27 protein-coding genes are annotated in these 25,875 nt (G+C 65.3%); 17 read left to right on the top strand and 10 right to left on the bottom strand.

What is annotated here, in order from left to right; translation table 11 throughout:
• Positions 1–214 precede the first annotated feature (214 nt).
• The 8 genes from CXR02_RS02655 to CXR02_RS02690 all read left to right on the top strand — a co-directional run bounded on the left by CXR02_RS02655 (position 215) and on the right by CXR02_RS02690 (position 7,478).
• Entirely contained in the window at positions 215–1,006 is a 792-nt protein-coding gene (locus CXR02_RS02655) for a GntR family transcriptional regulator (RefSeq protein WP_104060576.1), read from the top strand.
• 174 nt (positions 1,007–1,180) lie between these two features.
• A complete protein-coding gene (locus CXR02_RS02660; RefSeq protein ID WP_219816379.1) occupies positions 1,181–2,344 on the top strand; it encodes an ABC transporter substrate-binding protein in 1,164 nt (387 codons plus the stop codon).
• Positions 2,341–3,264, top strand: a complete 924-nt coding sequence (locus CXR02_RS02665; protein ID WP_219816380.1) for an ABC transporter permease subunit — start codon at positions 2,341–2,343, stop codon at positions 3,262–3,264. The genes CXR02_RS02660 and CXR02_RS02665 overlap by 4 nt, the downstream gene beginning before the upstream one ends.
• Positions 3,252–4,166 (top strand): ABC transporter permease, encoded by a 915-nt coding sequence (locus CXR02_RS02670; protein ID WP_104060577.1) that lies wholly within the window; start codon positions 3,252–3,254, stop codon positions 4,164–4,166. Before CXR02_RS02665 ends, CXR02_RS02670 begins: the two co-directional genes overlap by 13 nt.
• Positions 4,163–5,248 (top strand): ABC transporter ATP-binding protein, encoded by a 1,086-nt coding sequence (locus CXR02_RS02675; protein WP_104060578.1) that lies wholly within the window; start codon positions 4,163–4,165, stop codon positions 5,246–5,248. The genes CXR02_RS02670 and CXR02_RS02675 overlap by 4 nt, the downstream gene beginning before the upstream one ends.
• Entirely contained in the window at positions 5,245–6,054 is an 810-nt protein-coding gene (locus CXR02_RS02680; protein ID WP_104060579.1) for an alkaline phosphatase family protein, read from the top strand. The genes CXR02_RS02675 and CXR02_RS02680 overlap by 4 nt, the downstream gene beginning before the upstream one ends.
• 274 nt (positions 6,055–6,328) lie before the next feature.
• A complete protein-coding gene (locus tag CXR02_RS02685) occupies positions 6,329–6,526 on the top strand; it encodes a hypothetical protein (protein WP_104060660.1) in 198 nt (65 codons plus the stop codon).
• Positions 6,527–6,632: 106 nt separating this feature from the next.
• On the top strand, positions 6,633–7,478 hold the full coding sequence (locus CXR02_RS02690) for an alpha/beta fold hydrolase (protein WP_104060580.1): 846 nt from the start codon (positions 6,633–6,635) through the stop codon (positions 7,476–7,478).
• 64 nt (positions 7,479–7,542) lie between these two features.
• Here CXR02_RS02690 and CXR02_RS02695 read toward each other — a convergent pair whose 3' ends face one another.
• The 4 genes from CXR02_RS02695 to CXR02_RS02710 all read right to left on the bottom strand — a co-directional run bounded on the left by CXR02_RS02695 (position 7,543) and on the right by CXR02_RS02710 (position 11,316).
• Positions 7,543–8,730 carry an acyl-CoA desaturase gene (locus CXR02_RS02695; RefSeq protein WP_104060581.1) on the bottom strand — a complete coding sequence of 396 codons (1,188 nt, stop codon included), beginning with the start codon at positions 8,728–8,730 and terminating at the stop codon, positions 7,543–7,545.
• A gap of 13 nt (positions 8,731–8,743) precedes the next feature.
• Positions 8,744–9,841: a ferredoxin reductase gene (locus tag CXR02_RS02700; RefSeq protein WP_104060582.1), complete on the bottom strand. Its 1,098-nt coding sequence runs from the start codon at positions 9,839–9,841 to the stop codon at positions 8,744–8,746.
• A 134-nt stretch (positions 9,842–9,975) separates the two neighbouring features.
• On the bottom strand, positions 9,976–10,179 hold the full coding sequence (locus CXR02_RS02705) for a hypothetical protein (protein WP_104060583.1): 204 nt from the start codon (positions 10,177–10,179) through the stop codon (positions 9,976–9,978).
• A 102-nt stretch (positions 10,180–10,281) separates the two neighbouring features.
• On the bottom strand, positions 10,282–11,316 hold the full coding sequence (locus tag CXR02_RS02710) for an LLM class flavin-dependent oxidoreductase (protein ID WP_104060584.1): 1,035 nt from the start codon (positions 11,314–11,316) through the stop codon (positions 10,282–10,284).
• 75 nt (positions 11,317–11,391) lie between these two features.
• Here CXR02_RS02710 and CXR02_RS02715 point away from each other — a divergent pair, with 75 nt between their 5' ends.
• The 4 genes from CXR02_RS02715 to CXR02_RS02730 all read left to right on the top strand — a co-directional run bounded on the left by CXR02_RS02715 (position 11,392) and on the right by CXR02_RS02730 (position 13,499).
• A complete protein-coding gene (locus CXR02_RS02715) occupies positions 11,392–11,730 on the top strand; it encodes a YnfA family protein (protein WP_104060661.1) in 339 nt (112 codons plus the stop codon).
• A gap of 102 nt (positions 11,731–11,832) precedes the next feature.
• Positions 11,833–12,726 carry a hypothetical protein gene (locus tag CXR02_RS02720; protein WP_104060585.1) on the top strand — a complete coding sequence of 298 codons (894 nt, stop codon included), beginning with the start codon at positions 11,833–11,835 and terminating at the stop codon, positions 12,724–12,726.
• Positions 12,727–12,748: 22 nt separating this feature from the next.
• Positions 12,749–13,153: a YidH family protein gene (locus tag CXR02_RS02725; RefSeq protein ID WP_104060586.1), complete on the top strand. Its 405-nt coding sequence runs from the start codon at positions 12,749–12,751 to the stop codon at positions 13,151–13,153.
• Positions 13,154–13,157: 4 nt separating this feature from the next.
• The gene (locus tag CXR02_RS02730; RefSeq protein WP_104060587.1) at positions 13,158–13,499 is read left to right on the top strand and encodes a DUF202 domain-containing protein; all 342 of its coding nucleotides are present in this window, start codon (positions 13,158–13,160) and stop codon (positions 13,497–13,499) included.
• A 15-nt stretch (positions 13,500–13,514) separates the two neighbouring features.
• On the opposite strand, the gene CXR02_RS02735 is transcribed toward CXR02_RS02730, so the two are convergent.
• Positions 13,515–13,913, bottom strand: coding sequence for a hypothetical protein (locus CXR02_RS02735; protein ID WP_104060588.1), 399 nt, complete (start codon positions 13,911–13,913; stop codon positions 13,515–13,517).
• Between the two features lie 66 nt (positions 13,914–13,979).
• Positions 13,980–14,666, bottom strand: a complete 687-nt coding sequence (locus tag CXR02_RS02740; protein WP_104060589.1) for a DUF2848 domain-containing protein — start codon at positions 14,664–14,666, stop codon at positions 13,980–13,982.
• A gap of 150 nt (positions 14,667–14,816) precedes the next feature.
• On the opposite strand from CXR02_RS02740, the gene CXR02_RS02745 reads away from it, so the two are divergent.
• Positions 14,817–16,208: an MFS transporter gene (locus tag CXR02_RS02745; protein WP_104060662.1), complete on the top strand. Its 1,392-nt coding sequence runs from the start codon at positions 14,817–14,819 to the stop codon at positions 16,206–16,208.
• 87 nt (positions 16,209–16,295) lie between these two features.
• Here CXR02_RS02745 and CXR02_RS02750 read toward each other — a convergent pair whose 3' ends face one another.
• Positions 16,296–16,952: a GntR family transcriptional regulator gene (locus CXR02_RS02750; protein WP_104060590.1), complete on the bottom strand. Its 657-nt coding sequence runs from the start codon at positions 16,950–16,952 to the stop codon at positions 16,296–16,298.
• A gap of 32 nt (positions 16,953–16,984) precedes the next feature.
• On the opposite strand from CXR02_RS02750, the gene CXR02_RS02755 reads away from it, so the two are divergent.
• Positions 16,985–17,779, top strand: coding sequence for a carbon-nitrogen hydrolase family protein (locus CXR02_RS02755; protein WP_104060591.1), 795 nt, complete (start codon positions 16,985–16,987; stop codon positions 17,777–17,779).
• Positions 17,780–18,134: 355 nt separating this feature from the next.
• Entirely contained in the window at positions 18,135–19,436 is a 1,302-nt protein-coding gene (locus CXR02_RS02760) for an ammonium transporter (RefSeq protein ID WP_104060592.1), read from the top strand.
• Between the two features lie 11 nt (positions 19,437–19,447).
• Here the strand turns inward: CXR02_RS02760 and CXR02_RS02765 are convergent, their stop codons facing one another.
• Positions 19,448–20,101, bottom strand: a complete 654-nt coding sequence (locus CXR02_RS02765; RefSeq protein ID WP_104060593.1) for a PadR family transcriptional regulator — start codon at positions 20,099–20,101, stop codon at positions 19,448–19,450.
• A gap of 231 nt (positions 20,102–20,332) precedes the next feature.
• On the opposite strand from CXR02_RS02765, the gene CXR02_RS02770 reads away from it, so the two are divergent.
• Positions 20,333–22,690, top strand: coding sequence for a transglycosylase domain-containing protein (locus CXR02_RS02770; RefSeq protein WP_104060594.1), 2,358 nt, complete (start codon positions 20,333–20,335; stop codon positions 22,688–22,690).
• A 70-nt stretch (positions 22,691–22,760) separates the two neighbouring features.
• Here CXR02_RS02770 and CXR02_RS02775 read toward each other — a convergent pair whose 3' ends face one another.
• Together CXR02_RS02775 and CXR02_RS02780 are read right to left on the bottom strand one after the other, a co-directional pair.
• Positions 22,761–23,354: a DUF1992 domain-containing protein gene (locus CXR02_RS02775; RefSeq protein ID WP_104060595.1), complete on the bottom strand. Its 594-nt coding sequence runs from the start codon at positions 23,352–23,354 to the stop codon at positions 22,761–22,763.
• A 96-nt stretch (positions 23,355–23,450) separates the two neighbouring features.
• Complete coding sequence (locus CXR02_RS02780; RefSeq protein WP_104060596.1) at positions 23,451–24,503, bottom strand: Lrp/AsnC family transcriptional regulator; 1,053 nt, start codon at positions 24,501–24,503, stop codon at positions 23,451–23,453.
• Positions 24,504–24,632: 129 nt separating this feature from the next.
• On the opposite strand from CXR02_RS02780, the gene CXR02_RS02785 reads away from it, so the two are divergent.
• The gene (locus tag CXR02_RS02785) at positions 24,633–25,853 is read left to right on the top strand and encodes a M20 family metallopeptidase (protein ID WP_104060597.1); all 1,221 of its coding nucleotides are present in this window, start codon (positions 24,633–24,635) and stop codon (positions 25,851–25,853) included.
• Positions 25,854–25,875: the final 22 nt, after the last annotated feature.

Here is a 25,875-nt window from a genome sequence, read left to right on the forward strand (position 1 = left end):
AAATCAGGCGGTGCGACCGCCGTCCAATGCACCCCGCGGCAAGCAAGTTCGGTCTAGACCATCAGGGTCCATGTGACAGTGTAGCCGGGTGATTGGCCGCCGGTGGACACCGCTGGCTGGAGGTCGGCTGGAGGTCGGCCGGAGGCCGGCGCTCGAATGGACCTATGCTTGGTTCCGGGGCCACTAGGTTCACTGGAGGCCTCGGCGGGGCGGTATGAAGGAGTCGAAAATCAACAGCGACGAGTTGCTGGAGCAGGCGCAGGACCTCAGCTTTGATCCGTCCCTGCCGGCCCACCAGGTGGTCCGAGGCTGGCTGCTTGGATTGATTCTTGGCGGCTCACTGCCCCCGGGCAGCAAGCTTCCCGCTGAGCGGCAGCTGGCAAGCGCGCTGGGCATCAGCCGGATGACGCTCCGCCAGGCGCTGGACGCCCTGCAGCACGAAGGGCGCCTCAACCGCGCTGTTGGCGGCCGGGGCGGATCCTTCATTGCGGAGCCGCGGGCCTCGGTGGATATCTCGAACCTGATGGGACTCAGTGCGCAGTTGCTCAAGAGTGTCCACAGCGCCTCCTCTCGCCTGCTTGACGCCCAAACCCGCCCCGCCAGCAAGTTGGTCGCGGAGGCCCTGCAACTGCCGCCCGGCGCCGAAGTCCATAGGATCCGCCGCCTCCGGTACGCAGCGTCGACGCCGGTGGTCCTTGAGGATTCGCACTTCCCTGCGCATCTGTTCCCAGGGCTGCTCGGCCGGCAACTCACTGGCTCCATGTATGCCGTCATGGGTGAAGAATTCGGCCTGGCGCCGTTCTCTTCCGTCGAGGAACTGAACCCTTCCGTGGCCGGCGAGGCGAATTCGAAGTTGTTGGAAATCAGCCCCAGCGCCCCCGTGCTGACCATCAAGAGAACCGCACTCTGCGAAGACGGCCGGCCGGTGGAGTACTCGGAGGATGTTGTCCGCACTGACCGGCTGCGGATCATCGTCTCCGGCCGCGTGGATCCCGCCGGGCGGTAGCTGGCGAAGGTCCACTGCGGTGGCGCGGCCCGCTTCCTGGCCGCCAGATGAATTTATGGTCTAGACCATAGTTCATCTGCATGACACTTTGCCTTCATCAGGAAGCAACATTGCGCTGCGACGTTGGAGTCTCCACGCTGGCCTCTGCGCCACCTAGAAATCTGGAGAACACCAATGAATCCCCAAGCCATTTCGTCGGCTTCACCTTCGTTAGCAGTCTCCCGCCGCGGACTGATGCGCGGCGCACTGGGGTTGGCAGGCCTTGCCGCAGTGGGCGGCGCCCTGGCTGCCTGCGGCAGCACGCCCAATGGCGCCGCCACAGCAGGAACCAACCTGGCTGAGATCATCGCCGGCGCCCAGAAGGAAGGCAAGGTCCAGCTCATCGCCGTGCCGGGGGACTGGGCCAACTACAAGGGCCAGTTCGAGGGCTTCAAGAAGAAGTACGGCATCGAGACCCCGGTCGCCAACCCGGACGCCTCCAGCGCCGATGAGCTCACGGCGGTGAAAAACCTCAAGGGGCAGGACACCCAGCCAGACGTGATTGATATCGGCTACTCCTTCACCAAGCCCGCCATCGACCAGAAGCTGATCGAGGCCTACAAGCCGAGCAACTTCGAGGAGATCCCGGCCGACTTGAAGGACCCCGACGGGATGTGGGTCGGGGCGTACTACGGCGTGGTCCAGATCGGCACCAACACCACGATCGTCGAAAGCCCCAAGTCCTGGGCCGATCTTCTGGACCCGAAGTACAAGGGCAAAATCGCCCTCCCCGGTGATCCCCGCAAGGGTGCCTCGTCCATCGCGGCCGTCTACGCGGCGGCGCTGGCGCACGGCGGCAGCCTGGACAACATCCAGCCGGGCATCGACTTCTTCGAAAAGCTGGCCAAATCCGGGAACCTGGCGAGCATCACTTCTCCCGTCTCGGCACTGAGCACCGGCCAGGCCGCCGTCGTCTTCGACTGGAACTACAACTTCCTGGGCATGGCAGGCGAACTGGCGAAATCCGGCGCCAAGCTGGAAACCCAGGTGTTCTCCGAAGGTGTCTTTGGCAACTACTACGCCCAACCCGTCACCACGAAGAGCCCCCGGCCCAACGCCGCGCGACTTTGGGTGGACTGGCTGACAAGCGACGAAGGTTCCGAACAGTTTGCCCTGGGAGGCGCCGTGCCTGCGCGGTTCGTCCAGCTCAAGGCTGCAGGCAAGCTCTCGGCTGAAGCGCTCGCCAAGCTGCCCAGCGCGGACGTGATTGCCAAGATCAAGTTCCCGACGATTGCCCAGGGGGCTGCGGCCAGCGCCCTGATCGTCGACCAGTGGGGCCAGAAGGTCGCCGCGCTGTGACGCTCCAAGCCGAACGCGCCTTGGGCGCAGCTGGTCCGGCGCCGGCGGGACGTGAACGTCCCGCAGCGCCGCGGCGCGGGCGTGTCCGCACGGCTGGCTGGCTGGGGGCCCTGCCGTACCTGCTGTTCCTGGCGGTTTTCCTCGTTGCTCCGATTGCCACCAACATTTGGGCCAGCTTCCACGTGGACGGGAACCTTTCGCTGGCCTCCATGGCCAAGCTTTTCGAGCCGCAGTACCGGGATGCGTTCATGCAGACCATCCAGCTTTCCCTGCTGACCGCCGGGGCCGGCGGCGTGCTGGGGCTGATCCTGGCCTGGGCCCTGGCCACCTCCGAGCGGCCCAAATGGCTGCGGAACCTGGTGCTCTCCTTCTCGGCAGTGGCGTCCCAACTGGGCGGTGTGGCACTGGCCTTCGCATTCGTCGCCGCCATCGGGGTCCAGGGCCTGGTGACCCGGATGATTCTCAGCCTGACCGGCTGGAATCTCAGTGACAGCATCCAGTTGGCATCCTTTTGGGGCATTGCACTGGTCTACCTCTATTTCCAGATCCCGCTGATGGCCATCTTGATGCTGCCGGCCTTCGGAGCCCTGAAGAAGCAGTGGTCCGAGGCCGCTTACAGTCTGGGCGCCAGCCGCTTCCGCTACCTCAGGGACATTGCCTTCCCCATCATGTGGCCGCCCATCATCGGTGCGCTGCTTCTTCTGTTCGCCAATTCCTTCAGCGCCTATGCCACCGCCTATGCACTGGCCGGTGGCCGGGTCAACCTGGTGCCGATCCTGATCGGATTCTTCGTCTCAGGCAACGTGATGACCGACGACAGCTTCGCCGCCGCCTTGGTCACGGGCATGATCGTGATTGTGGTGGCTTCCATGGGCCTGCGGACACTGCTGGAACGGAGGAGCAACAAATGGCTGCGCTAGACGCCCCCGCTGGATCGAAGCCCCCGTCGGGGCGGCGCCGCCCCGGTACTCGGGGAACGGCCCAGGCGACTATCTTTTCCATCGCGCTAATCCTTTTTTTCACGCCGTTGGTAGCCTCCGCGGCCTTCGGCTTCACGCTGCCGGGCAAGGGATTCACCTTGGATTCCCTCGACGTCGCAGTGCAGAACACCAATTTCCTGCCGCAGCTGTCCACCACCCTTCAGTTGGCGGCGCTCAGCACCCTGGCCTCGCTGCTTCTCCTGGTGCCGACCCTGCTCTTCCTGCACCTCCGTGCACCCAAGATGCTGCCGCTGACCGAATGGCTCTCCGTGGTCCCGTACGTGGTGCCGGCCATTGCCCTGGTGAGCGGCGCCAACCTGTTCTTCCGCAACGTGGCCCCCAGCCTTCTAGTCGGTACCTATTCGCTGGTGCCGTTCTACATGGTGCTGACCCTGCCGCTGGTGTACCGGACGCTTGATGCCGGCATCCGTGCCTTGGACATCAGGACCCTGTTCGCGGCCAGCGCCAGCCTGGGAGCCACGCCCCTGCAGACCCTGGTCCGGATCATTCTGCCCAATCTGCGCGCCGCGATGCTGGGGGCAAGCCTCCTGTCCTGCGCGCTGGTGCTGGGCGAATATGCACTGGCCAGCCTGCTGCTGCATTCAACGTTCCCGGTGTTCATGGTGGAGGTGGGCATGAACCAACCGCGCGCCGCTGCAGCCTTGTCCTTCTTGTCGATCGTCGCCACCTGGTTGTTACTTGCGGCGCTCTCCGGGGCGTCAGCCAAGCGGATCAGGAAACGCAGCTCCACTCGCTCCAAAGGGCAGGCTTCCAACGGCCTGCAACTCCAAGAGTCCGCCCCCGCGGGGCCATGCTCCGCTACGAAAGGAATATCCCGATGACCCGGGACGCAGCTGAAGTTTCATTGACCGGAATCAGCAAGAGTTTTGGCGGACGGTTGGTGCTGGACAAGCTGGATCTGACCCTCGACGGCGGAGAGCTCCTGGCACTGCTGGGACCGTCCGGGTGTGGCAAGACCACCATACTGCGTGTCCTGGCCGGCCTGGAATCCCCGGATGCCGGAACGGTGCGGATTGCCGGCCGGAACGTGACCCATACCAACGTGCGCAACCGTGGCATCGGAATTGTGTTCCAGGCCTACAGCCTGTTCCCGCACATGACAGCCTTGGAAAACGTCGCCTACGGACTCCGGATCAGGGGGGCAGGCACGGGCAAACGCACGGCGCGGGCCACGGAACTTCTCGAGACGGTCGGACTTGGCGAACATCGGGACAATTTCCCCTCACAGCTCTCCGGGGGCCAGCAGCAGCGCGTTGCCCTGGCCCGAGCACTGGCGATCGAGCCGCGCGTGCTGCTGCTTGACGAGCCGCTCTCCGCACTTGATGCCCAGGTACGAGTGCATCTGCGCGACGAAATCCGGCGGATCCAGACACAGGCAGGAACCACCACGCTGCTGGTGACCCACGACCAGGAAGAAGCCCTGACCGTGGCCGACCGCGTTGGCGTGATGCTCAACGGCCGAATCGAGCAGCTGGGCACACCGGAGGATGTCTACCAGCGTCCCCGGACGGCCTTCATTTCCGAGTTTGTCGGAGCCGTGAACCGCATACCGGCGGATCGGTTTGGCGCCCAGGTGCTGGTTCTGGGCCAGCGCATGGCCATATCCAACGCGGCCCCGGAGGCTTTGCCGGCCACGGAATTGGAGGCCCTGGTGCGGCCGGAGGACCTCGTGCTGAGGGCCACGGGCGATGGGCCAGGCGTCATCAGGTCACTGGTGCTGCGCGGCGCCGTGACAAGTGCGAATGTCTCGCTTGGCGGCTCCCTGCTGCGCGTGGACCTGCCCTCGCATGAGGCGGCCAACTTCACCCTTGCCCAGCGCGTGGACGTCTCCCCCAGGCACAACATTGCGCTGGTGGATGGGGTCCGCAACGGTGCCGAGGCCACGGAAGAGGTCGCTGCGTGAGCCCGAAGATTTGCCTTGTGGGCATCGACGGGCTGCGCGTGGACCTGGCCCGGGGCAGCGGCCTGATGCCAACCCTAGATGCGGTGATCGCTGACGGGGTCTTCAACGAGCTGCGCATGGAGGTGCCGACGCTGTCCGGACCCGGCTGGTCCACCCTGCTGACCGGCCGTCCCCATGCCGATCATCAGGTCAAGGACAACCACTTCGTGGGCCATGCCCTGCTGCATTGCCCGGATTTTCTCAGCCAGGCCTACTTTGCGGACCAAAGCACCACCACCCTGGCCGCAGGGGGTTGGCCCCCGCTGGTGGACCCGTCGGGTATCGGTCCCGTGATCTGGGAGCGGCGCGAGCAGCAGCGCTCCGGGCAGCATCGGGTGATTGCCCGCGACGGCGAGACCTACGGCTACAAACTCGTCGATGCCGAGATCGCAGACCATGCGGTCGATGCGATTTCCGGGCGGGGGCCGGACCTGTCCTTTGTCTACTTCTGCGACGCCGACGACGAGGGGCATGTCTACGGGCCGCACACACCGGAGTATGCGGCAGCCATGGGCCGGGTGGACAACCATCTTGCGCGGATCCGGTCCGCTATCCGGCACAGGGTGGAGGTTCTGGGCGAGGACTGGTTCATGGTGCTGACGACTGACCACGGGCACCTGGATGAGGGCGGACACGGCGGTGACAGCCAGGTGGAGCGGACATCCTTTGTGGCAACCACCCGCTTCGGCGGCTCCCTGGCGGACTGGCCCGCCCAGCTGACACCCAGCCAGCTTGCCCCCCTGCTGCTGAGCTGCCTCTCCGCCTAAAACTTTCTCGGCGGCGGGGCTTCCGATGTCCTGCGAGTGACGGACTCATCCATGGACAGACAGGTCCGGGCAGCCCTTCTTGCCGTCGCTGGGTGCCGTCGGCCGGCCTGTGGCGGGACGCCTTCATTGGGGTCGGTGAGAGAGCGTCCGGGATTTTCCTGCGGGACGTGAGAGAGCGTCCGGGGGTGGGGAGGGGGGCGGCATTTTTGGTCCTGTGAGCTTTCCGGATATCGGCGCATACTTGAACGCACAGGCCACGCCATGGGAGGACACCATGAAGTTTCTCGGAGCACTTATTGTCATCTGGCTGATCATCGGAGGAATTGCCGCCTGGCAGCGCGGCTATTTCGGCGGGGCTCCAGGGTCCTGCGCCGCGGCGGGAACGGTGGCCGTGACCATCGTCGCCGGGCCCTTGAACTACCTGGGCGTCAACCCGCAGGTCAACTGCGAGCTGCCCCAACCCACCCAGTAGCCACATCCTTGGTGCCCCGGCGGGCGGTCCCTAGAGTAGGGAATGCCGGGCGCTGGCTTTTGCTTGCGCCCGAAACTGATCCCGAAGCTTCGAAAGGACCGCCGAGATGGCATTCGTCACCGTTGGAACCGAGAACAGAACCGATACCGAGCTCTACTTTGAAGACCACGGGAGCGGCCAGCCCGTTGTCCTGATCCACGGCTACCCGCTGGACGGATCCTCCTGGGAAAAGCAGACCACCGCCCTTCTGGAGGCCGGCTACCGCGTGATCACCTACGACCGCCGCGGCTTCGGCAAGTCCAGCAAGACCACCAGCGGCTACGACTACGACACGTTCGCCGCCGACCTCAAAACCCTCCTGGAATCGCTGGACGTCCACAACGCCGTGCTGGTGGGCTTTTCCATGGGTACGGGCGAGGTTGCCCGCTACCTGAGCACCTATGGCTCCGCCCGGGTGGCCCGCGCAGTGTTCCTCGGATCGCTGGAACCCTTCGTCCTGAAAACCGAAGACAACCCGGACGGCGTTCCGCAGGACGTCTTTGACGGGCTCACTGCAGCCGTCACCGCGGACCGGTACGCGTTCTTCACGGAATTCTTCAAGAACTTCTACAACACGGACACATTCCTGGGCACCCCGCGGCTCAGCCAGGAAGTCCTGGATGCCAGCTGGAAAATCGCCTCAGGAGCCGGCGCCACCGCATCCGTCGCCGCCCAGCCCACGTGGCTGACCGACTTCCGCGGGGACATCCCCCGGATCAATGTTCCCGCACTGATTCTCCACGGCACGGCGGACAGAATACTGCCCATCGATTCCACCGGGCGCCTCTTCGCCAGGGCCTTGCCCAGCGCCGACTATGTGGAGATCGACGGCGCCCCGCACGGCCTGCTGTGGACGCACGCCGCGGAAGTCAACGAGGCCCTGCTCGCCTTCTTGAAAAAGCAGACCGGATAACAAAAAAGAGTGGAGGGGCCAGGCGTTTCGCCTGGCCCCTCCACTCTTTTAAGGCTTAGTCAGCTCAAGCCCTGGCAGACTTGCCCGGCAGCGCAAGCTTGAAGACCTTCGCCCAGGACGAGCCCACCTGCTTCAGCAGCGGACCCGTGGTGTACTTCAGGCCGTAGCGCTGGCAGATCTCGCGGACCCGCGGAGCAACCTCGGCGTACCGGTTGGACGGCAGGTCCGGGAAGAGGTGGTGCTCGATCTGGTGCGACAGGTTGCCGGTCATGAGGTGCATGAACTTGGACCCGGAGATGTTGGCGGAACCGATCATCTGGCGGACGTACCAGTCGCCGCGGGTTTCGCCTTCCACCATATCCTCGGTGAAGGTGTCAGTGCCTTCCGGGAAGTGGCCGCAGAAGATCACGGCGTGTGCCCACACGTTGCGGACGGCGTTGGCGGTCAGGGTGCCATAGAGGGCCTGCTTGCCGGAACCGGTCAGCATGGCGACGGCGGGCGTGGCAGCGTAGTCCTTGGTGAACTGGGTGACCACCTTGCGGCCCAGGGCCTTGAGGTCCTTGTGCAGTGCTTCCTTGGACTTCTTGCCTGCCTGGTACTCAGCAAGCTCAAGGTCGTAAATGGCGATGCCCCATTCGAAGAGCGGGGAAAGGATAGCGTTGTACAACGGGTTGCCCAGGTTATGGGGCTTCCACGGCTGGCTCTCGTCCATACGAAGGAGGTTGTACCCGACGTCGTTGTCCTTGCCCACCACGTTGGTCCAGCGGTGGTGGAGGTCATTGTGGGTGTGCTGCCAGGCGCGCGCAGGGGTGACGAAGTCCCACTCCCAGGTGGTGGAGTGGATGTCCGGGTCCCGCATCCAGTCCCACTGCCCGTGCAGGATGTTGTGGCCGAGTTCCATGTTTTCCAGGATCTTCGCGAAGCTCAGCAGCGTGGTGCCGGTGACCCAGGCTGCCTTGTTCTTGCTGACCAGCAGTGCCGCGCGGCCGGAGATCTCCAGCCCGCGCTGGATCTTGATCATGCGGCGGATGTAGGCGGCGTCGGAGGCGCCGCGCTTGGCCAGGATTTCGTCGCGGATCGCGTCGAGTTCGCGGCCCAGCTCAGCCACCTGTTCGTCGGTAAGGTGCGCGGCGGCAGGTGGGCGGACCAGGGGGCTGCCGGACTCGGCCAGCGCTCCGGGGCGCGTCTTTGCCGCTCCGGTGGGGGCGGTGTTGCTTTCGGAGACTTTCTTGCTTTCTGAAACTACTGACATGCGGTATTGCTCCTCAGAGTTCGAGGTTGACGGGTCCGGCGGCTGCCGAGACACACGTTTGGATTAGTTGGCCGGGTTCGCCGTGGACCTCGTTGGTGCGAAGGTCACGGACCTGTCCGGCCAGGAGCGGCGTCAGGCAACTGTGGCAGATTCCCATCCGGCAGCCGCTGGGCATCAGCACCCCGGCGTCTTCGCCGACGTCGAGCAGCGGGGTATCGCCGTCGGCGTCAACTTCCCGGTCCGACGCCTCAAAGGTGACCAGGCCGCCGTCGTGCCCTACACCCCCGGCGAAGGTGGTGTTGAACCGTTCAATCATCAGGTTGCCGGGATCGCCGGCGAGCGCAACATCGGAACCGGGGGCACCGGCGGTGAGGGACGCCTGCTTCCACAGGGCCTCGGCGTCGTCCAGGAAACTGTCCGGACCGCAGGCGTAGGCGGCCCGTTCCTTCCAGTCCGGGCAGATGTCATCGAGCTCGGCCGTGTTGGTCAGGTCCATCCGGCCCTGCTCGCCGGTGTACCAGTGGGCCAGCCGGAAATTGGGGAACTGGTCAGCCAGTTCGGCGAGTTCCTCGCGGAAGAGGCTGTCGCCGGGCGTGCGGGCGGAGTGCACCAGGACGACGTCGGCATCCGGGCGGCGGGGAACAAGCGTGCGGATCATGGACATCACCGGAGTGATGCCGCTGCCGGCGGTGACCATCAGGAGCGGCCTGGGGTGCTCGGGCAGGACGAAATCGCCTTGCGGGGGCGCCAGGAAAAGGACGTCGCCCGGCTTGGTGGTCCGGACCAGGGTTCCGGAAACAGCGCCCACGTCCGTGACGGTGATGGCGGGGTCCTTGCCGGCGGGGGCGCTCAGCGAATAGGAGCGCCAGTGTCGGACGCCGTCCAGCTCAACGCCGATGCGCGCCCACTGGCCAGCTAGGTGGGAATGCCAGCCGCGGCCGGGACGGAAGAAGATGGTGGCCGACTGTGCCGTTTCCTGGACCACACGGGTCACCACTCCACGCAGCTGACGCGCGGAGAAAACAGGGTTAAAGAGCGCCAGAATATCTTCCGGTGCCAATGGCGTTGTCAGTACGGAAGCCGCCTGTGCCAGCTGACGTAGCCGGATCATGCAGTCAAACCTAAAGCGGTGCGAGCCATATGTCTCTCTCCTGACCGTTCCGCAGTCACGCAGTAATGTTTGGGCCTTAGCCCCCCAAGCCCGCTACAAGCCTAACGGCTGTGGCTTGCTGATGGTTCCCCGGGTCAGCGGGCGTCTCGGTCTTCGAATTCTTCATCAAGGTCATGGTGCCGGAACTCCGTCTCCGGATTCGGTTCGCCCTCGGCCACGTACTCATAGTCCAGTTGACGCTGCACCTGGCTGTCCAAAACCTGCAGCTCACGGTCCGGGAGGCTGGAAAGATCATCCGGGAACTCGTCTTCCGGTGTCAGGTGTAGTTTTTCGGACATGGTGAGCCTCTCTAGGCCGTGAGGAATAACCGGGCCTCAATGGCCCGCACCTTCTCAGGATATTACGTTCCGGGCGGATCACCCAGCGGAATCGGCGCCGGATCAGGAACGGGCCGGGGTCCAGCCGACGGCGGGCGCAATGTACCGGGCGATGTTTCCCAGTATTTTGGCATTAAAATCAACGCCCAGCTGGTTAGGCACTGTCACCAGCAGCGTGTCCGCGGCCTGGACCGCGGCGTCGGCCGCCAACTGCTCGGCCAGGACATCCGGAGCGCCCGCATAGGTCTTGCCAAAGCGGGCCGTCAGTCCGTCGATGACGCCCACCTGATCCCGGCTGTCCCGCAGCGCGCTGCCCGCAAGATATCTGCTGTCCTCGTCGTCCACGATTGGCAGGATGCTCCGACTGACAGAGACGCGCGGCTGGTGGCTGTGTCCTGCCGCGGCCCAGGCCTCCCGGAAGAGGTGGATTTGCTCCGCCTGCAGCTGGTCGAAGGGGACGCCGGTGTCCTCAGTGAGCAGGGTGGAGCTCATCAGGTTCATGCCCAGGCCCGCCGCCCACACGGCGGTGCTGCGGCTTCCGGCGCCCCACCAGATCCGCTCTGTGAGGCCCGGCGACTGCGGCTGGACCGGCAACAGGCCAACGGCTCCGCCGGCGTAGCGCGGGTCCGCCTCGGCCACGCCGGCGCCGCTGATGGCGTGCCGGAACTCGGCAGTGTGGCGGCGGGCCATGTCGGCGTCCGTCTCCCCTTGTGCAGGTTGGTGGCCGAAGGCGGCGGCCCCGTTCCGGGCGGGCTCGGGTGAACCACGGCTGATGCCCAGCTGCAGCCTGCCGCCGCTGATCAGATCCGTGGCGGCGGCTTCCTCAGCCATGTACAGCGGATTTTCGTACCGCATGTCGATGACGCCGGTGCCGATCTCTATCCGGCTGGTCCGGGCGGCGATGGCTGCCAGCAGCGGGAAGGGCGACGCCTGCTGACGGGCGAAGTGGTGCACCCGGAAGAAGGCGCCGTCGATTCCGAGTTCCTCGGCGGCCACCCCCAGCTCAATGCTCTGGCGCAGGGCCTCGCCGGCGGTTCTGGTGCGGGAGCCCTGGCCGGGGCCCCAGTGGCCGAAGGACAGGAAGCCGATGCGTTGCATGTTTGGCCCAACCACCCTGCGGCCGGCCGCATTCCCGGCTGGCATGATGAGCCTGTGAGTATTCCTGCTGAAGCCGTGGCGATTGCCAAAACGACCGTGCTGTTCGTCCTAGCCGCCGCTGCTGAGATAGGCGGCGCGTGGCTCGTGTGGCAGTCAGTCCGCGAGGGAAAGGACTGGTGGTGGGCAGGGCTGGGTGTGATTGCCCTAGGCCTCTATGGCTTTGTGGCCACCCTGCAGCCCGATGCCCATTTTGGCCGGATCCTTGCCGCTTACGGCGGAGTGTTTGTGGCTGGTTCGCTGGCGTGGGGAATGATCTTCGACGGTTTCCGGCCGGACCGGTGGGACGTCGCGGGCTCCGTCGTCTGCCTGGTCGGGGTGGCTGTGATCATGTTTGCCCCGCGAAACGCGGGCTGACCATGGGGACGTGACAGCGTTCGGAACTCCCAGCGGAGGTAGCCCGTACCCGCGGTTGGGAGCACAATTGATCCATCCTTTGGATGTGGATGGTGATCAGCGATGGCCACAATAATTGTGGTGGGGTCCGCCCTTTTTCTGCTCCTTGGCCTGCTGGTGGTGGTGCTGTGGGGAGGCCGCAGCATCCGTGAGCCATCCGCCTCACGACCCCACCCCTCCACGGGCACCGGCGGGCAAGAGTTCCGGACTGACGTGAAACTGAGCGGGCTGCGCCGGTTCTTCTGGTGGGCCAACGTCGTGTCCTTTTCCGCACTGGCCTCGGCGTTGCTTGCCGCCTGGCCCGGCGGGCGGCTGGTCATGCGCATTTTGGCGGACACATCCCCCGCTTCCGCACAGGGCCGGCTAACGGAGGCCCAGGCATTCGTGGGAATTCCCAGCGTTGGGGGGACCATGGCCCTGCTGTTCTTCGGTGGCCTGCCGGCCGGCTTCCTTGCCGCGATCCTGTTCCCCCTCGTGCGCCGCTGGCTTCCACGCGGACGTCTCGCCGGACCGCTGTTCGGTTTGCTCCTCCTCGTGTGGGTAGGGTCCTTGATGGATCCCCTGCGCGCGGACAACATCGATTTCAACATCGTTGGACCCGGCTGGCTGTCGGTGGCACTGTATGCCGGACTTGCCCTCCTTCACGGCTCCGTCGTCGCTGCCGCGGCAGGTTGGTGGAGTGAGCGCCTTCCGATGTGGGGCCCCGAAGCGGCTAAATTCTATGTTCCGTTGCTCGCTGGTGCCATCTTGTTTCCACCGTTCGCAGTCCTCGTCGTCATTGGGACCCTCCTCTTGTTCCTCTGGCTGAGCGTCGTTCCGGTTTCCTGGCTGAGATCCGCGCGGCCCCGCCGGACAGTGCCGGCTTGGGTGGGTGCCGGGGCGATAGTGCTGATCAGTGCCGCCGCGCTTCCTGTTTTCATCAGCGCCGTGGTTTCCATCTCGTCCAGGACCGGCTGACGCCAACGGCTAAACTGGCCCCGTGCCCAGCAACCAGACGCCGCCCAACGACCCCTTGCCGCCGTCGCGCGGAAAGATCGCCGAACGGCTGCTGCCCGGCGGCACCGAGCCGGACCCGCGCTTCACGCTGGCCAATGAACGAACCTTCCTCGCTTGGATCCGCACGGCGCTGGCGCTTCTGGCCGGCGGCATCGCCATCGAGGCCTTCACCTCGGACCTGTTCCTGGAACCGGTCCGCAAGAGCCTGGCGGTACTGCTCCTGCTGCTGGGCATGCTGCTGAGCGCCGGCGCCGCAGGGCGCTGGATCCGCGTCGAACGGAGCATGCGCAACAAAACTCCACTCCCGCTGCCGCTCATTGTGCCGCTGCTGGCTGGCGCAGGGGCACTGGCTGCCGCCGTCGTCCTCGTCTTTATCCTCTGGCGTTAGCCCGGTGGTCCGCACCAGGCTTCCGGACCCCGGGCCGCACGGGGATCCCGGGCTCCAGCCCGAGCGGACCACGCTGGCGTGGGGCCGGACCATGATGGCGCTGCTGACGGTCAGCGCCATCTTCCTGCGCTGGCTGCCCCACCACGGCTTCCCCATCCTGCTGCTTTTCGCCGTATCCGCGGCCGCAGCGGCGGCCATCTACCTGACTCAGCGCCGGCGGTACGGCGCCAGCGCGCGAGGAGTTTCGCGCGAAAGGGTCGACGCCGATACGTCCGCGGTGCTCTGGACCGCCTTTGCGGGTGTTGCGTTGGGCGCGCTCGGCATCGGCGTGGTGCTGGCCGGCTGATTCAGCCGCGCTACGTCAGAACATCGGCAGCAGGAAGCCCGCGATGAGCGCCACGGCACCGATCCCGGTGAGCACGCGGCCAAGCACGACGGCGGTCCGCCCCACCGGTTCGGGCGCTGCGGTCTGCCACCGTGTGGGGCGCTTGGGGTGGTAGTAGATCGGCAACGTGTCGCCCACGGCCAGGTCCTTGATGTCGTGGGGTGACATCGGGGCGTGGTGGACCTGGAACTTGCGGTCAAACCAGCGGAAGCCCGTTCCGGTAGCGTCCGCGTAGACCACAGCTTCCGCAACGTTCCAGGGGTGCACAAACCTCCGAAGGATGCCCGAGTAGAACAGCAGGGCAAGCCCCGGCGGAAGGCACAGCCAGGTCATCATTTCCAGGATGGGACCTGCCATTTCAAGCGCAGTGGGCATAGCAATGATGCTACCGGGAGTTGCGGCCCCCAGTGTGCCCCCGACCTGCGGAATCAGCCGGCGGAATCAGCCGATGGGCTCGGCCATCTGCTCCACCACGTACTGGGCATCCACGGTGGTTCCTGTCACGGGGTCTGTCATCTCCACTTTCCAGCTGCGGGCGAACTGGTTCACCCCGCCGGTCATGGCCACCGTGCCGGAAATGAGGACCGTCCCCGGCTCGTTCAGGCCGCGCTCGGTCAGCACCTCCAGCCAGTAGTCCGGAGTCAGCAGGGCTTCCAGCGAGCTGTCCTGGATCAGCGTGTCCGGTGTTTCGCCCTCGCCCACCCAGCCCTTCAGCGTGATCTGGTCCAGGTGGCCGCGCACGTCCTCCAGCCGCCACGCCTTGCGGCCCAGGACGTCCGGGCTGGCGTTCTTGCTCCAGGCCACCCCATGGACCTCAAGCTCGCGGTCCGTGTGGTCGCACGCGACCGTCAGCAGCACGCCGTCGTCCGTGATGACCAGCGCCCATTCGGCTTCCCCGGAGGTCCGGGCATGCTGCACGCGGACTTCGGAAACCTGCTGCGCCAGGTACGGCGAGACCGGGTAAAGCGCCGGGGTGGTGGTGGGGCCCGGAACGCCCAGTTCTGCCAGCTCGGCAATGTGGGCCTGCACTTCCTCCTGCTCCCGGCCTGCATATCCGGCGTTCAGGAGGTGCTTGACCTGGACTGTCCGGGTGCTGCCGTCGGGAAGTTCGAAGCTCAGAGTCGTCATGTTCTGTCCATCCTTTTGCGTGTCCTGCTGGAGAAATTTACAAACTGGAAACCGGAAACGGTGGCCAATGTACATCCAGTATGCGTAATGTATACATTTAACGCCAGCGTGACAGGCGTCACCCGTAAACATCTCGTGGAGGTCAACACCATGGCTAACGTCCCAGTTCCGGCTTCCGGCGCAGCGCCGCGTCCGGACAAGCCGATTCACCCCAAGGGCCTGTACAAGGCCTTCGCCGCCAGCCTCACCGGCACCGCCTTAGAGTGGTACGACTTCGCCGTCTACTCGGCCGCGGCCGCCGTCGTATTTCCCCTCGTGTTCTTCCCGTCTTCCGATCCCCTGACGGGCACTATCCTGGCCTTCTCCACATATGCGGTGGGCTACGTGTCCCGGCCTGTTGGTGGCATCATCTTCGGCCGTCTGGGTGACCGGATCGGACGCAAGAAGGTGCTGGTGACCACCCTGATGATCATCGGCGTGGCCACGGTGCTGATCGGCGTGCTTCCCGGTTACGACAGCATCGGCATCAGCGCCCCGATCATCCTGGTGCTGTTGCGCTTCGCACAGGGCGTGGGAGTCGGCGGCGAATGGGGCGGCGCCGTTCTGCTCTCCAGCGAATACGGCGACCCCCACCGGCGCGGCTTCTGGGCGTCTGCAGCCCAGGTGGGCCCGCCTGCCGGCAACCTTATGGCCAACGGCGCCCTGGCTGTCCTGACCCTCGCCCTGACCGAGGAACAGTTCATCGGTTTCGGCTGGCGCATCGCGTTCCTGGTCTCGGCCGTGCTGGTCGGTTTCGGCCTCTGGATCCGCCTGAAGCTGGAAGACACCCCCATCTTCAAGGCCATCGAAGCCCATGGCGAACAGCCCAACGCCCCTGTCCGTGAGGTCTTCAGCACGGAGCTCCGGCCCCTCATTGCCGCCACGCTGTGCCGGGTGGGCCCGGACGTGCTCTACGCCCTGTTCACCGTTTTCACCCTCACCTATGGCATCCAGACACTCGGCTACGAACGCAGCCAGGTGCTCACGGCAGTTCTGATCGGCTCGGCGTTCCAGCTCTTTATGATCCCGCTGGCCGGTGCTGTGTCCGACCGCTTCAACCGCCGCATGGTCTACGGCACCGCGGCTGTGGCGGGCGCCGTGTGGACGTTCGTCTTCTTCGGCGTCCTGGGCGCCAACAACCAACCGATGCTCATCATCGGCATTGTGCTCGGCCTTATGGCGCACTCGTTTATGTACGGCCCGCAGGCCGCCTTCATCGTGGAACAGTTCTCACCCCGGCTCCGCTCCACCGGCAGCTCCCTGGCCTACACCTTCGCCGGCGTGATCGGCGGCGCCATCGCACCCCTGATGTTCACATTGCTGCTGGCGCAGTTCGGCACCTGGATTCCGGTGGCTATTTACGTGGCAGTCGCTGCAGGTGTCACCGCCGTGGGCCTGGCCCTCGGCCGCGATTCCAACACTGTGGAGGACGAGGACTACCGCCTGCTGCTGGAAGGATCCGCGCTGGAGCGCCAGCAGGCGGCCACCGGCCACGGCAACTGACAATCCCCCAATCACCAGACCGGAGTTTTTGTCCACATAACGCACCCAAAACGACTCTCAACTCGCGTTATGTGGACAAAAACTCCCTTAAGTGCGGAGCAGGATATCCCGGGTGACAGCCAAGTGATGGTCAATGGCCTCCTGCGCCTTCGCGGCGTCGCCGGACACCAGGGCATCGAGGATGTCCTGGTGTTCGGCGCACACCTGTCCGCGCCGGTCACCGGTGCGGAACAGGGCAGCGACGCCGACCAGGATCTGCCGGACGTGGAGCTTGCTGTACGTTCGGGAGATGAGCTCATTGCCTGCGGCGTCGATCAGCAGCTGATGGAAGAGGGTGTCCAGCCGGATGAACTCCTGCGCGGCCTCCGCATTCAGCTGCTCGGGAAGCTGGGCCTGCTGGTCCAGGGTGTCCTGCATCGTTTCCGCAGGAACGCGTCGCTGTTCGATGACCAGGCGGGCGGCATGGCTTTCCAGCACACCGCGAAGTTCCATCAGCTCCGACATTTCGCGGCCCGTCACCGGCGGAACATAGGCCCCGCGCTGCGGAATCAGCTCCACCAGGCCGTCGGAGACGAGCAGCAGGAGCGCCTCCCGGACCGGAGTTCGCGAGACGCCGATCTCGGCGGCCAGCTCCTGCTCGTTCAGGAACTTCCCCTGCACCTCCGGGTCAATCAGGATGTTTTCCCGCAGGTACGCGTACGCCTTCTCGCGGCCGGACGCCGCCGTCCCCGAACTTTTTCGCATACTTTATGTATACAACAGACTGGAGTAATTTCATGCGTTTAGCAGTGGCCCAAATCATCACCGGAGCCGATCTGGCCGCCAACCTGGAGCTCATCCGAGAGTACGCCACCCGGGCCAAGGCCGCCGGAGCCGAGCTCGTTGTGTTCCCGGAAGCCGCCATGCGCGCCTTCGGCAACAGCCTGAAGGACATTGCCGAGCCGCTGGACGGGCCATGGGCCGCCGCCGTCCGCAGCATCGCCCAAGAGCTGGACATCACAGTGGTGGCGGGCATGTTCACCCCGGGCGACGGCGGCCGCGTGCGGAACACGCTGCTTGTCACCGGCCCCGGCGTCGAGACCTCCTACGACAAGATCCACCTCTTTGATGCGTTCGGATTCGCCGAGTCCGATACCGTGGACGCCGGAACAGCCCCCGTGACCTTCGAGGTGAACGGCACCACCTTCGGCCTGGCCACATGCTACGACGTGCGGTTCCCGGCACTGTTCACGGCCAACGCCAAAGCCGGCGCCGAAGTCAACATTGTCTGCGCCTCATGGGGCGCCGGCGAGGGCAAGGCAGAGCAGTGGGACCTCCTGGTCCGGGCCCGCGCACTGGACAGCACCACCTTCGTGGTGGCCTGCGGGCAGGGCGACCCTGCAAGCGTCGGCATCGCCTCCGTCGGCAAGGCTCCCACCGGTGTCGGCCACAGCGCCGTCATCTCTCCCCTGGGTGCTGCACTGGTGGCCCTCGGCGGCGAACCGGAACTCGCCGTCGTCGACCTTGACCCGGCCGTCGTTGCCGAGGTCCGCGGCAAACTGCCCGTCCTGGCCAACGCCCGGACCTTCTGACCCCGCCGAGCGGCCCTTTCACCGGCGCCCCACGGCGGTGAGCCGCCGTTCACTTTCAGGAAACGTTGCCCTTTTCAGCGCCCGACGGCGGCTTCTCACCACGTGCGCGGACCGGCGCCCGCCGTCGCTGGTATCAGGGCCGTAGGGCTTCCCTCGCCGGCGCCCTTCAACAGGTCCTGTTTACATGCCGGAAACATCACGGTCATGCGATCTTCACGAAATCGGCCTTGCCGTAACTTGTCCGCAACTTAGCGAGGTGCAAACGGAAACACGCGGCGACAAATATTGATCGGGGGGATTGCGCGGGCCACATAGGAAAGTCCCCGTATTCAGGATCAATGGAAGGGACCCACCGGTGGAGATCAGTGCGCAACACGTCTGGATGATGATCGCGGCGGCAATGGTGCTATTCATGACCCCCGGGCTCGGTCTCTTCTATGGCGGCATGACGCGCGCCAAGGCAGCGCTGAACATGATCATGATGAGCTTCATCTCCGCCGGCATCGTAGGCGTTGTGTGGGTCCTGTGGGGGTACTCGATGACCACCGGCGAGGGAATCCTGGGCATCTTTGGCAACCCCTTCGCCAACTTCGGGCTGCAGAACCTCATGGGCTCCCCTGACCTCATCAAGGCAGGCTTCAGCGCCACCTTCGCCATCATCACGGTGGCCCTCATCAGCGGGGCCATCGCGGACCGCGCCAAGTTCAGCGCCTGGGCAGTGTTTGTGCCGCTGTGGATCACGCTGGTCTATTGCCCCTTGGCCTACATGATCTGGGGCGGCGGGCTCATGAGCGCCGGCGGAGCCATCACCGAGACCTTCGGCCAGGTCATCGACTTCGCCGGCGGTGCAGTGGTGGAAATCAGCTCCGGCACGGCGGCCCTGGTACTGGCCCTGCTGGTCGGCCAGCGCCACGGCTTCGCCAAGGATCCCAGCCACCGCCCGCACAATGTCCCCTTCATCATGCTCGGCGCGGCCATCCTGTGGTTCGGCTGGTTCGGGTTCAACGGCGGCGCCGCCACCACCGCGGAGCAGGCCGGCCTGATCTGGATCAACACCCTGGTGACCCCGGCCGCGGCCATGCTCAGCTGGCTCCTGACGGAGAAGATCCGCCACGGCCACCCCACGTCCTTGGGCGCTGCCTCTGGTGTGGTTGCCGGCCTGGTGGCCATCACACCGTCCTGCGCCAACATCAGCCCAGTGGCCGCCATCGGTCTGGGCCTAGTGGCCGGTGCTGCCTGCTGCGTGTTTGTTGACCTGAAGTACCGGTTCGGCCTGGACGACTCCCTGGACGTGGTGGGAGTCCACCTCGGCGCCGGGCTCATCGGCACACTCGCCCTGGGCTTCGTCGCCCTTCCCGTGGAGGGCCAGGGCGGCGGCCTCTTCTACGGCGGCGGTCTCCAGCAGCTGACCGCACAGTCCGTAGCGGTAGTGATCACCGTGGTTCTCTCCGGCGGTGTGACCCTGGTGATCGGCCGGGCCATCAACAGGACCATCGGGTTCCGGGTGAGCCACGAGGCCGAGATGGCCGGCGTGGATCTCTCCGAGCATGCCGAGACCGCCTACGCCTTCGGCGGGCTGGGAAGCCACTTCAACCCGCTGGGCCACGGGCATCCGGCGCCGGCTGCCGCCCACGCCAAGGAAGACACCTTCGCCTGACCTGAGTGGGCTCAGTCGGCCAGGATCTGATAAAGCGCGCGACGGGTTTCGTCGAGCTTTTCCACAGCTGCGTTGCGCTGTTCGTCCGTAGCGGCCGTGCGGAACTGATGAATGACCCCCATCAGCTTGCCCACACTCTGGTGGAAGGCGGGTCCGGATCCTTCCGCATCGCTGTTCCACGCGTTCTCCAGTTCCTCCGCATGCTCGGCCACGTAGGCCTTGCCGGCGTCGGTGAGGGTGAAGTCAGTCCGCCGGCCCTCGCTGAGGGGCGCAATGAGGTCCTCGTCCACCAACTGCTGGAGCGTCGGGTAGATCGACCCGGGGCTGGGCCGCCACGCGCCGGATGTTTTCTCCGCGATGGTCTTGATCAGCCCATAACCGTTGGACGGGGCCTCGGCCAGCAGCGACAGGATGGCCCACCGGACGTCCCCCCTGCTTGCCCGCCGGGGACCGGGCCCAAAGCCGGGACCGAACCCTCCGCCAGATCCAAAACCAGGTCCGAAGCCGGGACCAAATCCGCCCCGTGGCCCAAAGCCCGGGCCAAACCCTCCCCCGCGGTGCCCGTGCGGTCCGCGGCGGCCCCTACCGCGCTCAAACCGTCCGCGCTCGAACTGTTCCCGCCCGAACGGCGTTTCCAAAAACTTGTCGTCGTGAATGCCTTTCATGGTGGCATCGTCCCTTCTCTGTCTTTTTGAATGCTTCTTGGCCTTTGCTGAATGGTTATCGGTCAACTACTCACCGACACTTAAAGATATATCGGTATGTATCGCGCGATAAGGCGCCCGGAGCGGACTTAGTGACGGAAAGTACCGGCTTGGCATCAGTTCGTCCAGCATCTGGATGCTGCAGGTGCAGCGGCGTATCCTGTTCACACGTCGCGAGCTTGGGGCTGAACAATGGCGCAGCAAAAGAAACGCAGGCACCGGTTGGCCGCCGCCCTGGGAAGGGTCATCGGATTCTTTGCTGCGAGCGCCATGTGCGGCGTCCTGGCCGCAAGCCTGGTGGTCCCCGCTGTTGCCACTGTCGGCTACGGAGTCAGCACCTCCATCAGCTACTTTGAAAATCTGCCCTCGGAACTGATCGTCGCGCCGCCGTCGCAATCCACCAAAGTCCTCACCTCCGACGGCCAGCCGATCGCCACGTTCTATACCGAAAACCGGATCAGGATCCCCCTGGACCGGATATCGCCTTTTGTCCGGGATGCCATCGTGGCCATCGAGGACAGCCGCTTTTATGAGCACCCGGGCATCGACCCGCAGGGGATCGTCCGGGCTGCGATCTTCAACCTGACGAATGAGGGCAGGCAGGGCGCCTCCACTATCACCCAGCAGTACGTCACCAACGTGATCAACGAATCCTTCGTGTCCCAGGACAAAACCGAAGAGGTGATCCTCAGCGGCCAGAAGAGCATCGGGGACAAGCTCCGGGAGATGAAGCTGGCCATCGCGCTTGAGAAAAAGTTCAGCAAGGACCAGATCCTCGAGGGCTACCTGAACATCGTGTTCTTTAACCGCGAGGCGTACGGAATCGAGGCGGCGGCACGGTATTTCTTCAGCACCACGGCCGCGGATCTCAACCTGCCGCAGGCGGCCCTCTTGGCCGGGCTGGTCAACAGCCCCAGCTACTACAACCCCGCGGTCAATCCGGAGCAGGCCACAGGCCGCCGGAACCAGGTTCTTGCGGAGATGCTGGCCACGGGCAAGATCACCCAGGCGGACCATGACGCCGCCGCGGCCGCGCCCATCGAGCTCAAGCTCAGTCCGGGGAAGCAGGGCTGCGCCCACGCCCAGATGGCGCCCTACTTCTGCGACTACATTTCGCATCTGATCCTGAACAACCCGGCCTACGGCACCACCCTGATAGAGCGCGAGCGGAAGCTGTACCGCGGCGGGCTCACCATCGTCACGACGCTGGACAGCCGGCTCCAGGCGGCGGCCCAGGCGCAGGTGGACGGCACCGCCGGGGCGAACCCTGACCGCTGGGGAGCGTCCCTGGTCACGGTGCAGCCGGGCACCGGAAAAATACTGGCCATGGCGCAGAACACGGTGTTCCTGCCGGCCGAGGGCAGGTTCGATACCCAACTGAACTTCAATGTGGACTCCCGCGATCCGCAAGGCAATGACCTTAATGGGGCGGGCGGTTTCCAGCCCGGCTCCACCATGAAGCCCTTCACGTTCGCAGAGTGGCTGAACGAGGGCAAGCCGCTAACCGGGGTGGTGGACGCCTCCCGCCGGGTGTATCCGTTGGGCTTCCCGTGGCGTTCCAGCTGCGGAAGGGTGCTGGGCGCCTACAGCACGGCCCAGAACAACCCTGAGCTGGGAGCCGCCGATGACCTTCAGAACGCCGACGAGGGCTACTACCGCCCCATGCCCGTGAACTACGGGCTGTACAACTCGATCAACACGGCCACCTTCGCCTCGGCCACCCAGCTCGATTTCTGCGGCATCCAGAAAATGGTGGACAGCGTGGGGCTGCACAGCGGACTCGATGGCGCGCAGATCAACATGCATCAACTGGGCAATCTCCTCGGCGCCATCGGCGTCGCCCCGGTCCACCTGGCCAATGCCTTCGCCACCTTCGCCAACGACGGCCGGTACTGCGCCCCCATTGCCGTGCTTGAGGTGACGGACATGTCGGGCGGGAAACTCCCGGGCCAGACAAGCGAGTGCCGCGACGCCGTCAAACCGGAGGTTGCCCGAGGCGTCAACGCAGTGCTCCAGGACGTGCTGAAGGTCGGCTCCGGCGTGTGGATCAACCCCAAAATCCACACCCGGATGCCCGTTGCCGCCAAGACCGGCACGTCCAACAACAACGGCGCCACCTGGGTGGTGGGCTACACCTCGGGGCTGGCGACAGCGTCCTTCTTCGGCGATGCACTGGAAGGCCAAAACCGCCCCGGCCAGAACGTCACCATCAACGGCCAGTTCTACCCCCGCCTTGACGGCTACATGATCGCCGGGCCGCAGTGGGTCAACTACATGCTCCAGGCCGCCCCGCTCTACCCGGCAAACCCGTTCCCGGCCCCGCCGGCATCCATGATTGCTCCGCCGAAACCGACTCCCGCACCGGCCGCACCGAGGCCCTCACCCGCCCCTGCGCCCGTTCCGGCCCCCGCACCCGCTCCAGCGCCCGCACCAGAGCCAGCACCCGCGCCGGAGCCACCTCCTGCTCCTGCTCCCGCGCCTGTCCCGCCGCCTGTGCCCGAGATTCCGGGCGTTCCGCCGCAGAACGGCTCCCCGGGCGGAAGACGCTAGGAGCCGAAGACCCTGAGAGCCGACGACGGCGGGAGGCGCCGCCGTCGTCCGTTGCCCCTCGTCCGCTCAGCTAAGTGGTGCCGCGCCAGAGCCGCTGCCACCAGGAGCGCTGCGGCTCAGGTTCGGGTAGGGCGTCCTGTGCGCGGGCGGCGCGGCGTTCACGCCAGCGCGCTACTTCCGTTTCGACGTCGCGCGTTTTGGTGATGACGGGCGGGCCACCCTGGAGCTGGCGGCGGGCGTCGACCACCCGGGCATTGAAATCGGCCAGGATGTCCCGGACCTGCTTTTCGGTGAACTGCGCATCAAGCCGGCCGTCCAGTTCGGCGTCTTCGGTGCGGAGCAGGATGGCTTTGGGCCCCAGTCCGCTGATATTCTCACGCTGGATCAGGCCCTTGACCCACCAATCGGGATCGTAGGCCTCCCCGAGCCCGGGGATGGGCTTGCCGGCGTATTTGAGGTTGTCGAATTTGCCCTGTGCCATGGCGTCCCGGATCAGATACTCCGCCCGCTGGGCATCGTCTACCTTCTTGCGTGTGTCCCGTTCCTGCGCTTCGGCGGCCTCGAGTTCCGCCTCTTCTTCAGCGTTGATCCCCGCTCCGCGGTAGGAACGCAGTTCCACGGCACGTTCCAGCCGGCGCTTGAAATACCCCGCCCCGCCGCTCATAAAATGCCACCGCCTTCGTGCCTGAATCGAGTCTTTTTCCAGTATTCAAGCGTCCGCATCTGATTTCAACGGTGCCAATGGCAGCCGCTTGGAAGCTCAGGGAAACCCTACGGACGGCAGCTCCGCGGTTGAGACCACGACGGCGCCGCTCGCCGTCGAATCCGGGTTCAGCATCCAGCCCATCCGCTTGGCGCTGCTCAGGATCACGACGCTCTCCACGAGCTCGATCTGCGGGATGCGTTGCTGGAGGGCCAATTCGGCGTTCATCACATCGGCCAGCGAATTCAGCCACATGAGGATCACAAAATTTGTGCCTCCGGTGGTGGACGCGCTGAACCGGACAGTGCGGAGGCTGCGGAGTTCAGCGGCCGCGGCCTCGTGCTGGCCCGGCGGCACGCTGGCGAACCACTGGCAGCTCACCGGGTAGCCGGAGAGATTCTGGGCAATTTCACAACGGAAGGACAGCAGCCCGCTGGATACCACCCTGTTGAGCTGCCGCTGGACCGTCGCCGGGCTCCGGCCCAGGCTGCGCGCGATGTCCGCTGCGCTCGCTCGCGCGTCCCGCGCCAGGAACGGGATCAGATCCAGGTGGCTGGGCGGCAGTGGCGCCCCGGGTCTCGAGGCTGCCGAACCGGTGACTTCAGGACTGGCAACGGCCGAAAGCGCATTCTGCTTCGCCTTGTCCAAGGTATTGAGCCGCCACGCATGGCCAGCGGAGTGCAGACGGGTACCCAGCGAGGTCCGGTACTTCACCAACCCGCGGATCTCCTTGAACCGCGGAAGGACATGATCCGTGAACCGGGCCAAGGTGGGCGCTATGACCGTCAGCATGAGGTCCCTGTTGCTTGCCGCCTCTTCCACTGTGACCACCTCAGGGATGGCGGCGAGCGCCGCGGTCACCTCCGCGCGCAACCGCATTTCACAATCCACGCTCACCAGTGCCAGGCACATCTTTTTGGGATCGCCGATCAGGTGGGCCGTCGTCCAGGCCGCCCCCGACAATCTCAGCCTGTCCCAGCGCGCAGCCAGCGTTGTGGCGTGCACTCCCAGCACATCGGCTGCATCCGACCAGCTGATCCGCGGCGCGACCTGCAGCACGTTGATCAGGGCAAGGTCTTCCTCGCTGAGTACCACTTCGCACGCTTCCATCTCTGGTGAATGAATCCTGCCGTATCCATCATACTTTTGATTTTTTCCAGCTATTTCGCAGCTTGTGAACCGCATCACTTCACAATGGAAGCGAGTCACTGACCAAACGTTCAGAAATTAGGAGAGCGGATGTCGATCACCACCGACGCCAAGGAACTGCAGGGCGAGATCGCCCGGTTCCGCCACGAGCTGCACCAGGAACCGGAGATCGGGCTGAACCTCCCCCGGACCCAGGAAAAAGTCCTCAAGGCCCTCGACGGCCTACCGTTCGAAATCACCCTGGGCAAGAGCACGACGTCGGTCACCGCGGTCTTGCGCGGCTCCGCGCCGCACGCATCGGCAACGAAACCAGCGGTCCTCCTGCGTGCCGACATGGACGGCCTCCCTGTCCAGGAGCGGACCGGTGCCCAGTTCTCATCGAAGATCGACGGCGCCATGCACGCCTGCGGCCACGACCTCCACACTGCCATGCTCGCCGGAGCAGCCACCCTTTTGGCGGAGCGCCGGGACCAGCTGGCCGGCGACGTTGTGCTCATGTTCCAGCCAGGCGAGGAAGGCTTTGACGGAGCAAGCCACATGATCCGCGAGGGCGTGCTGGAGGCGGCCGGGCGCCGGGTTGACGCCGCCTATGGGATGCACGTCTTTTCCGCCTTGGAGCCGCACGGCCGGTTCTGCACCAAACCAGGGGTGATGCTCAGCGCTTCGGATGCACTGACTGTCACGGTTCTTGGCGCCGGCGGCCACGGTTCGGCCCCGCACACGGCCAAGGACCCCGTCACGGCGGCCGCCGAAATGGTGACCGCCCTGCAGGTCATGATCACCCGCCAGTTCAACATGTTCGATCCCGTCGTCCTGACCGTGGGCGTCCTCCACGCAGGCACGAAGCGCAACATCATTCCGGAATCGGCGCGCATCGAAGCCACCATTCGAACCTTCTCGGATGCCTCCCGGGAGCGGATGATGTCCGCCGTTCCCACGCTGCTGAAGGGCATCGCCGCCGCCCACGGCCTTGAGGTGGACGTCGACTACCGTCACGAGTACCCCCTCACCGTCAACGACGACGACGAAACGCGCACCGCAGAGAAGACCATCGAAAACCTCTTTGGACACTCGCGCCTCACCCGCTGGGCCACCCCGCTCAGTGGCTCTGAAGATTTCTCGAGGGTGCTGGCGGAAGTACCCGGGACGTTTATCGGGCTCAGCGCCGTCGCCCCCGGCGCCGACCACACCGAAACCTCCTACAACCACTCCCCGTACGCAGCCTTTGACGACGGAGTGCTGTCCGACGGAACCGCTCTCTACGCAGAGCTGGCCGTCTCCCGCATCGCGGCCCTGGCCTCGGCCAACTAAACTTCCCTCACTTCATGGAGCA

This window comes from Arthrobacter sp. 4R501, assembly GCF_002929755.1.
In the GTDB taxonomy this organism is placed as follows: domain Bacteria; phylum Actinomycetota; class Actinomycetes; order Actinomycetales; family Micrococcaceae; genus Arthrobacter.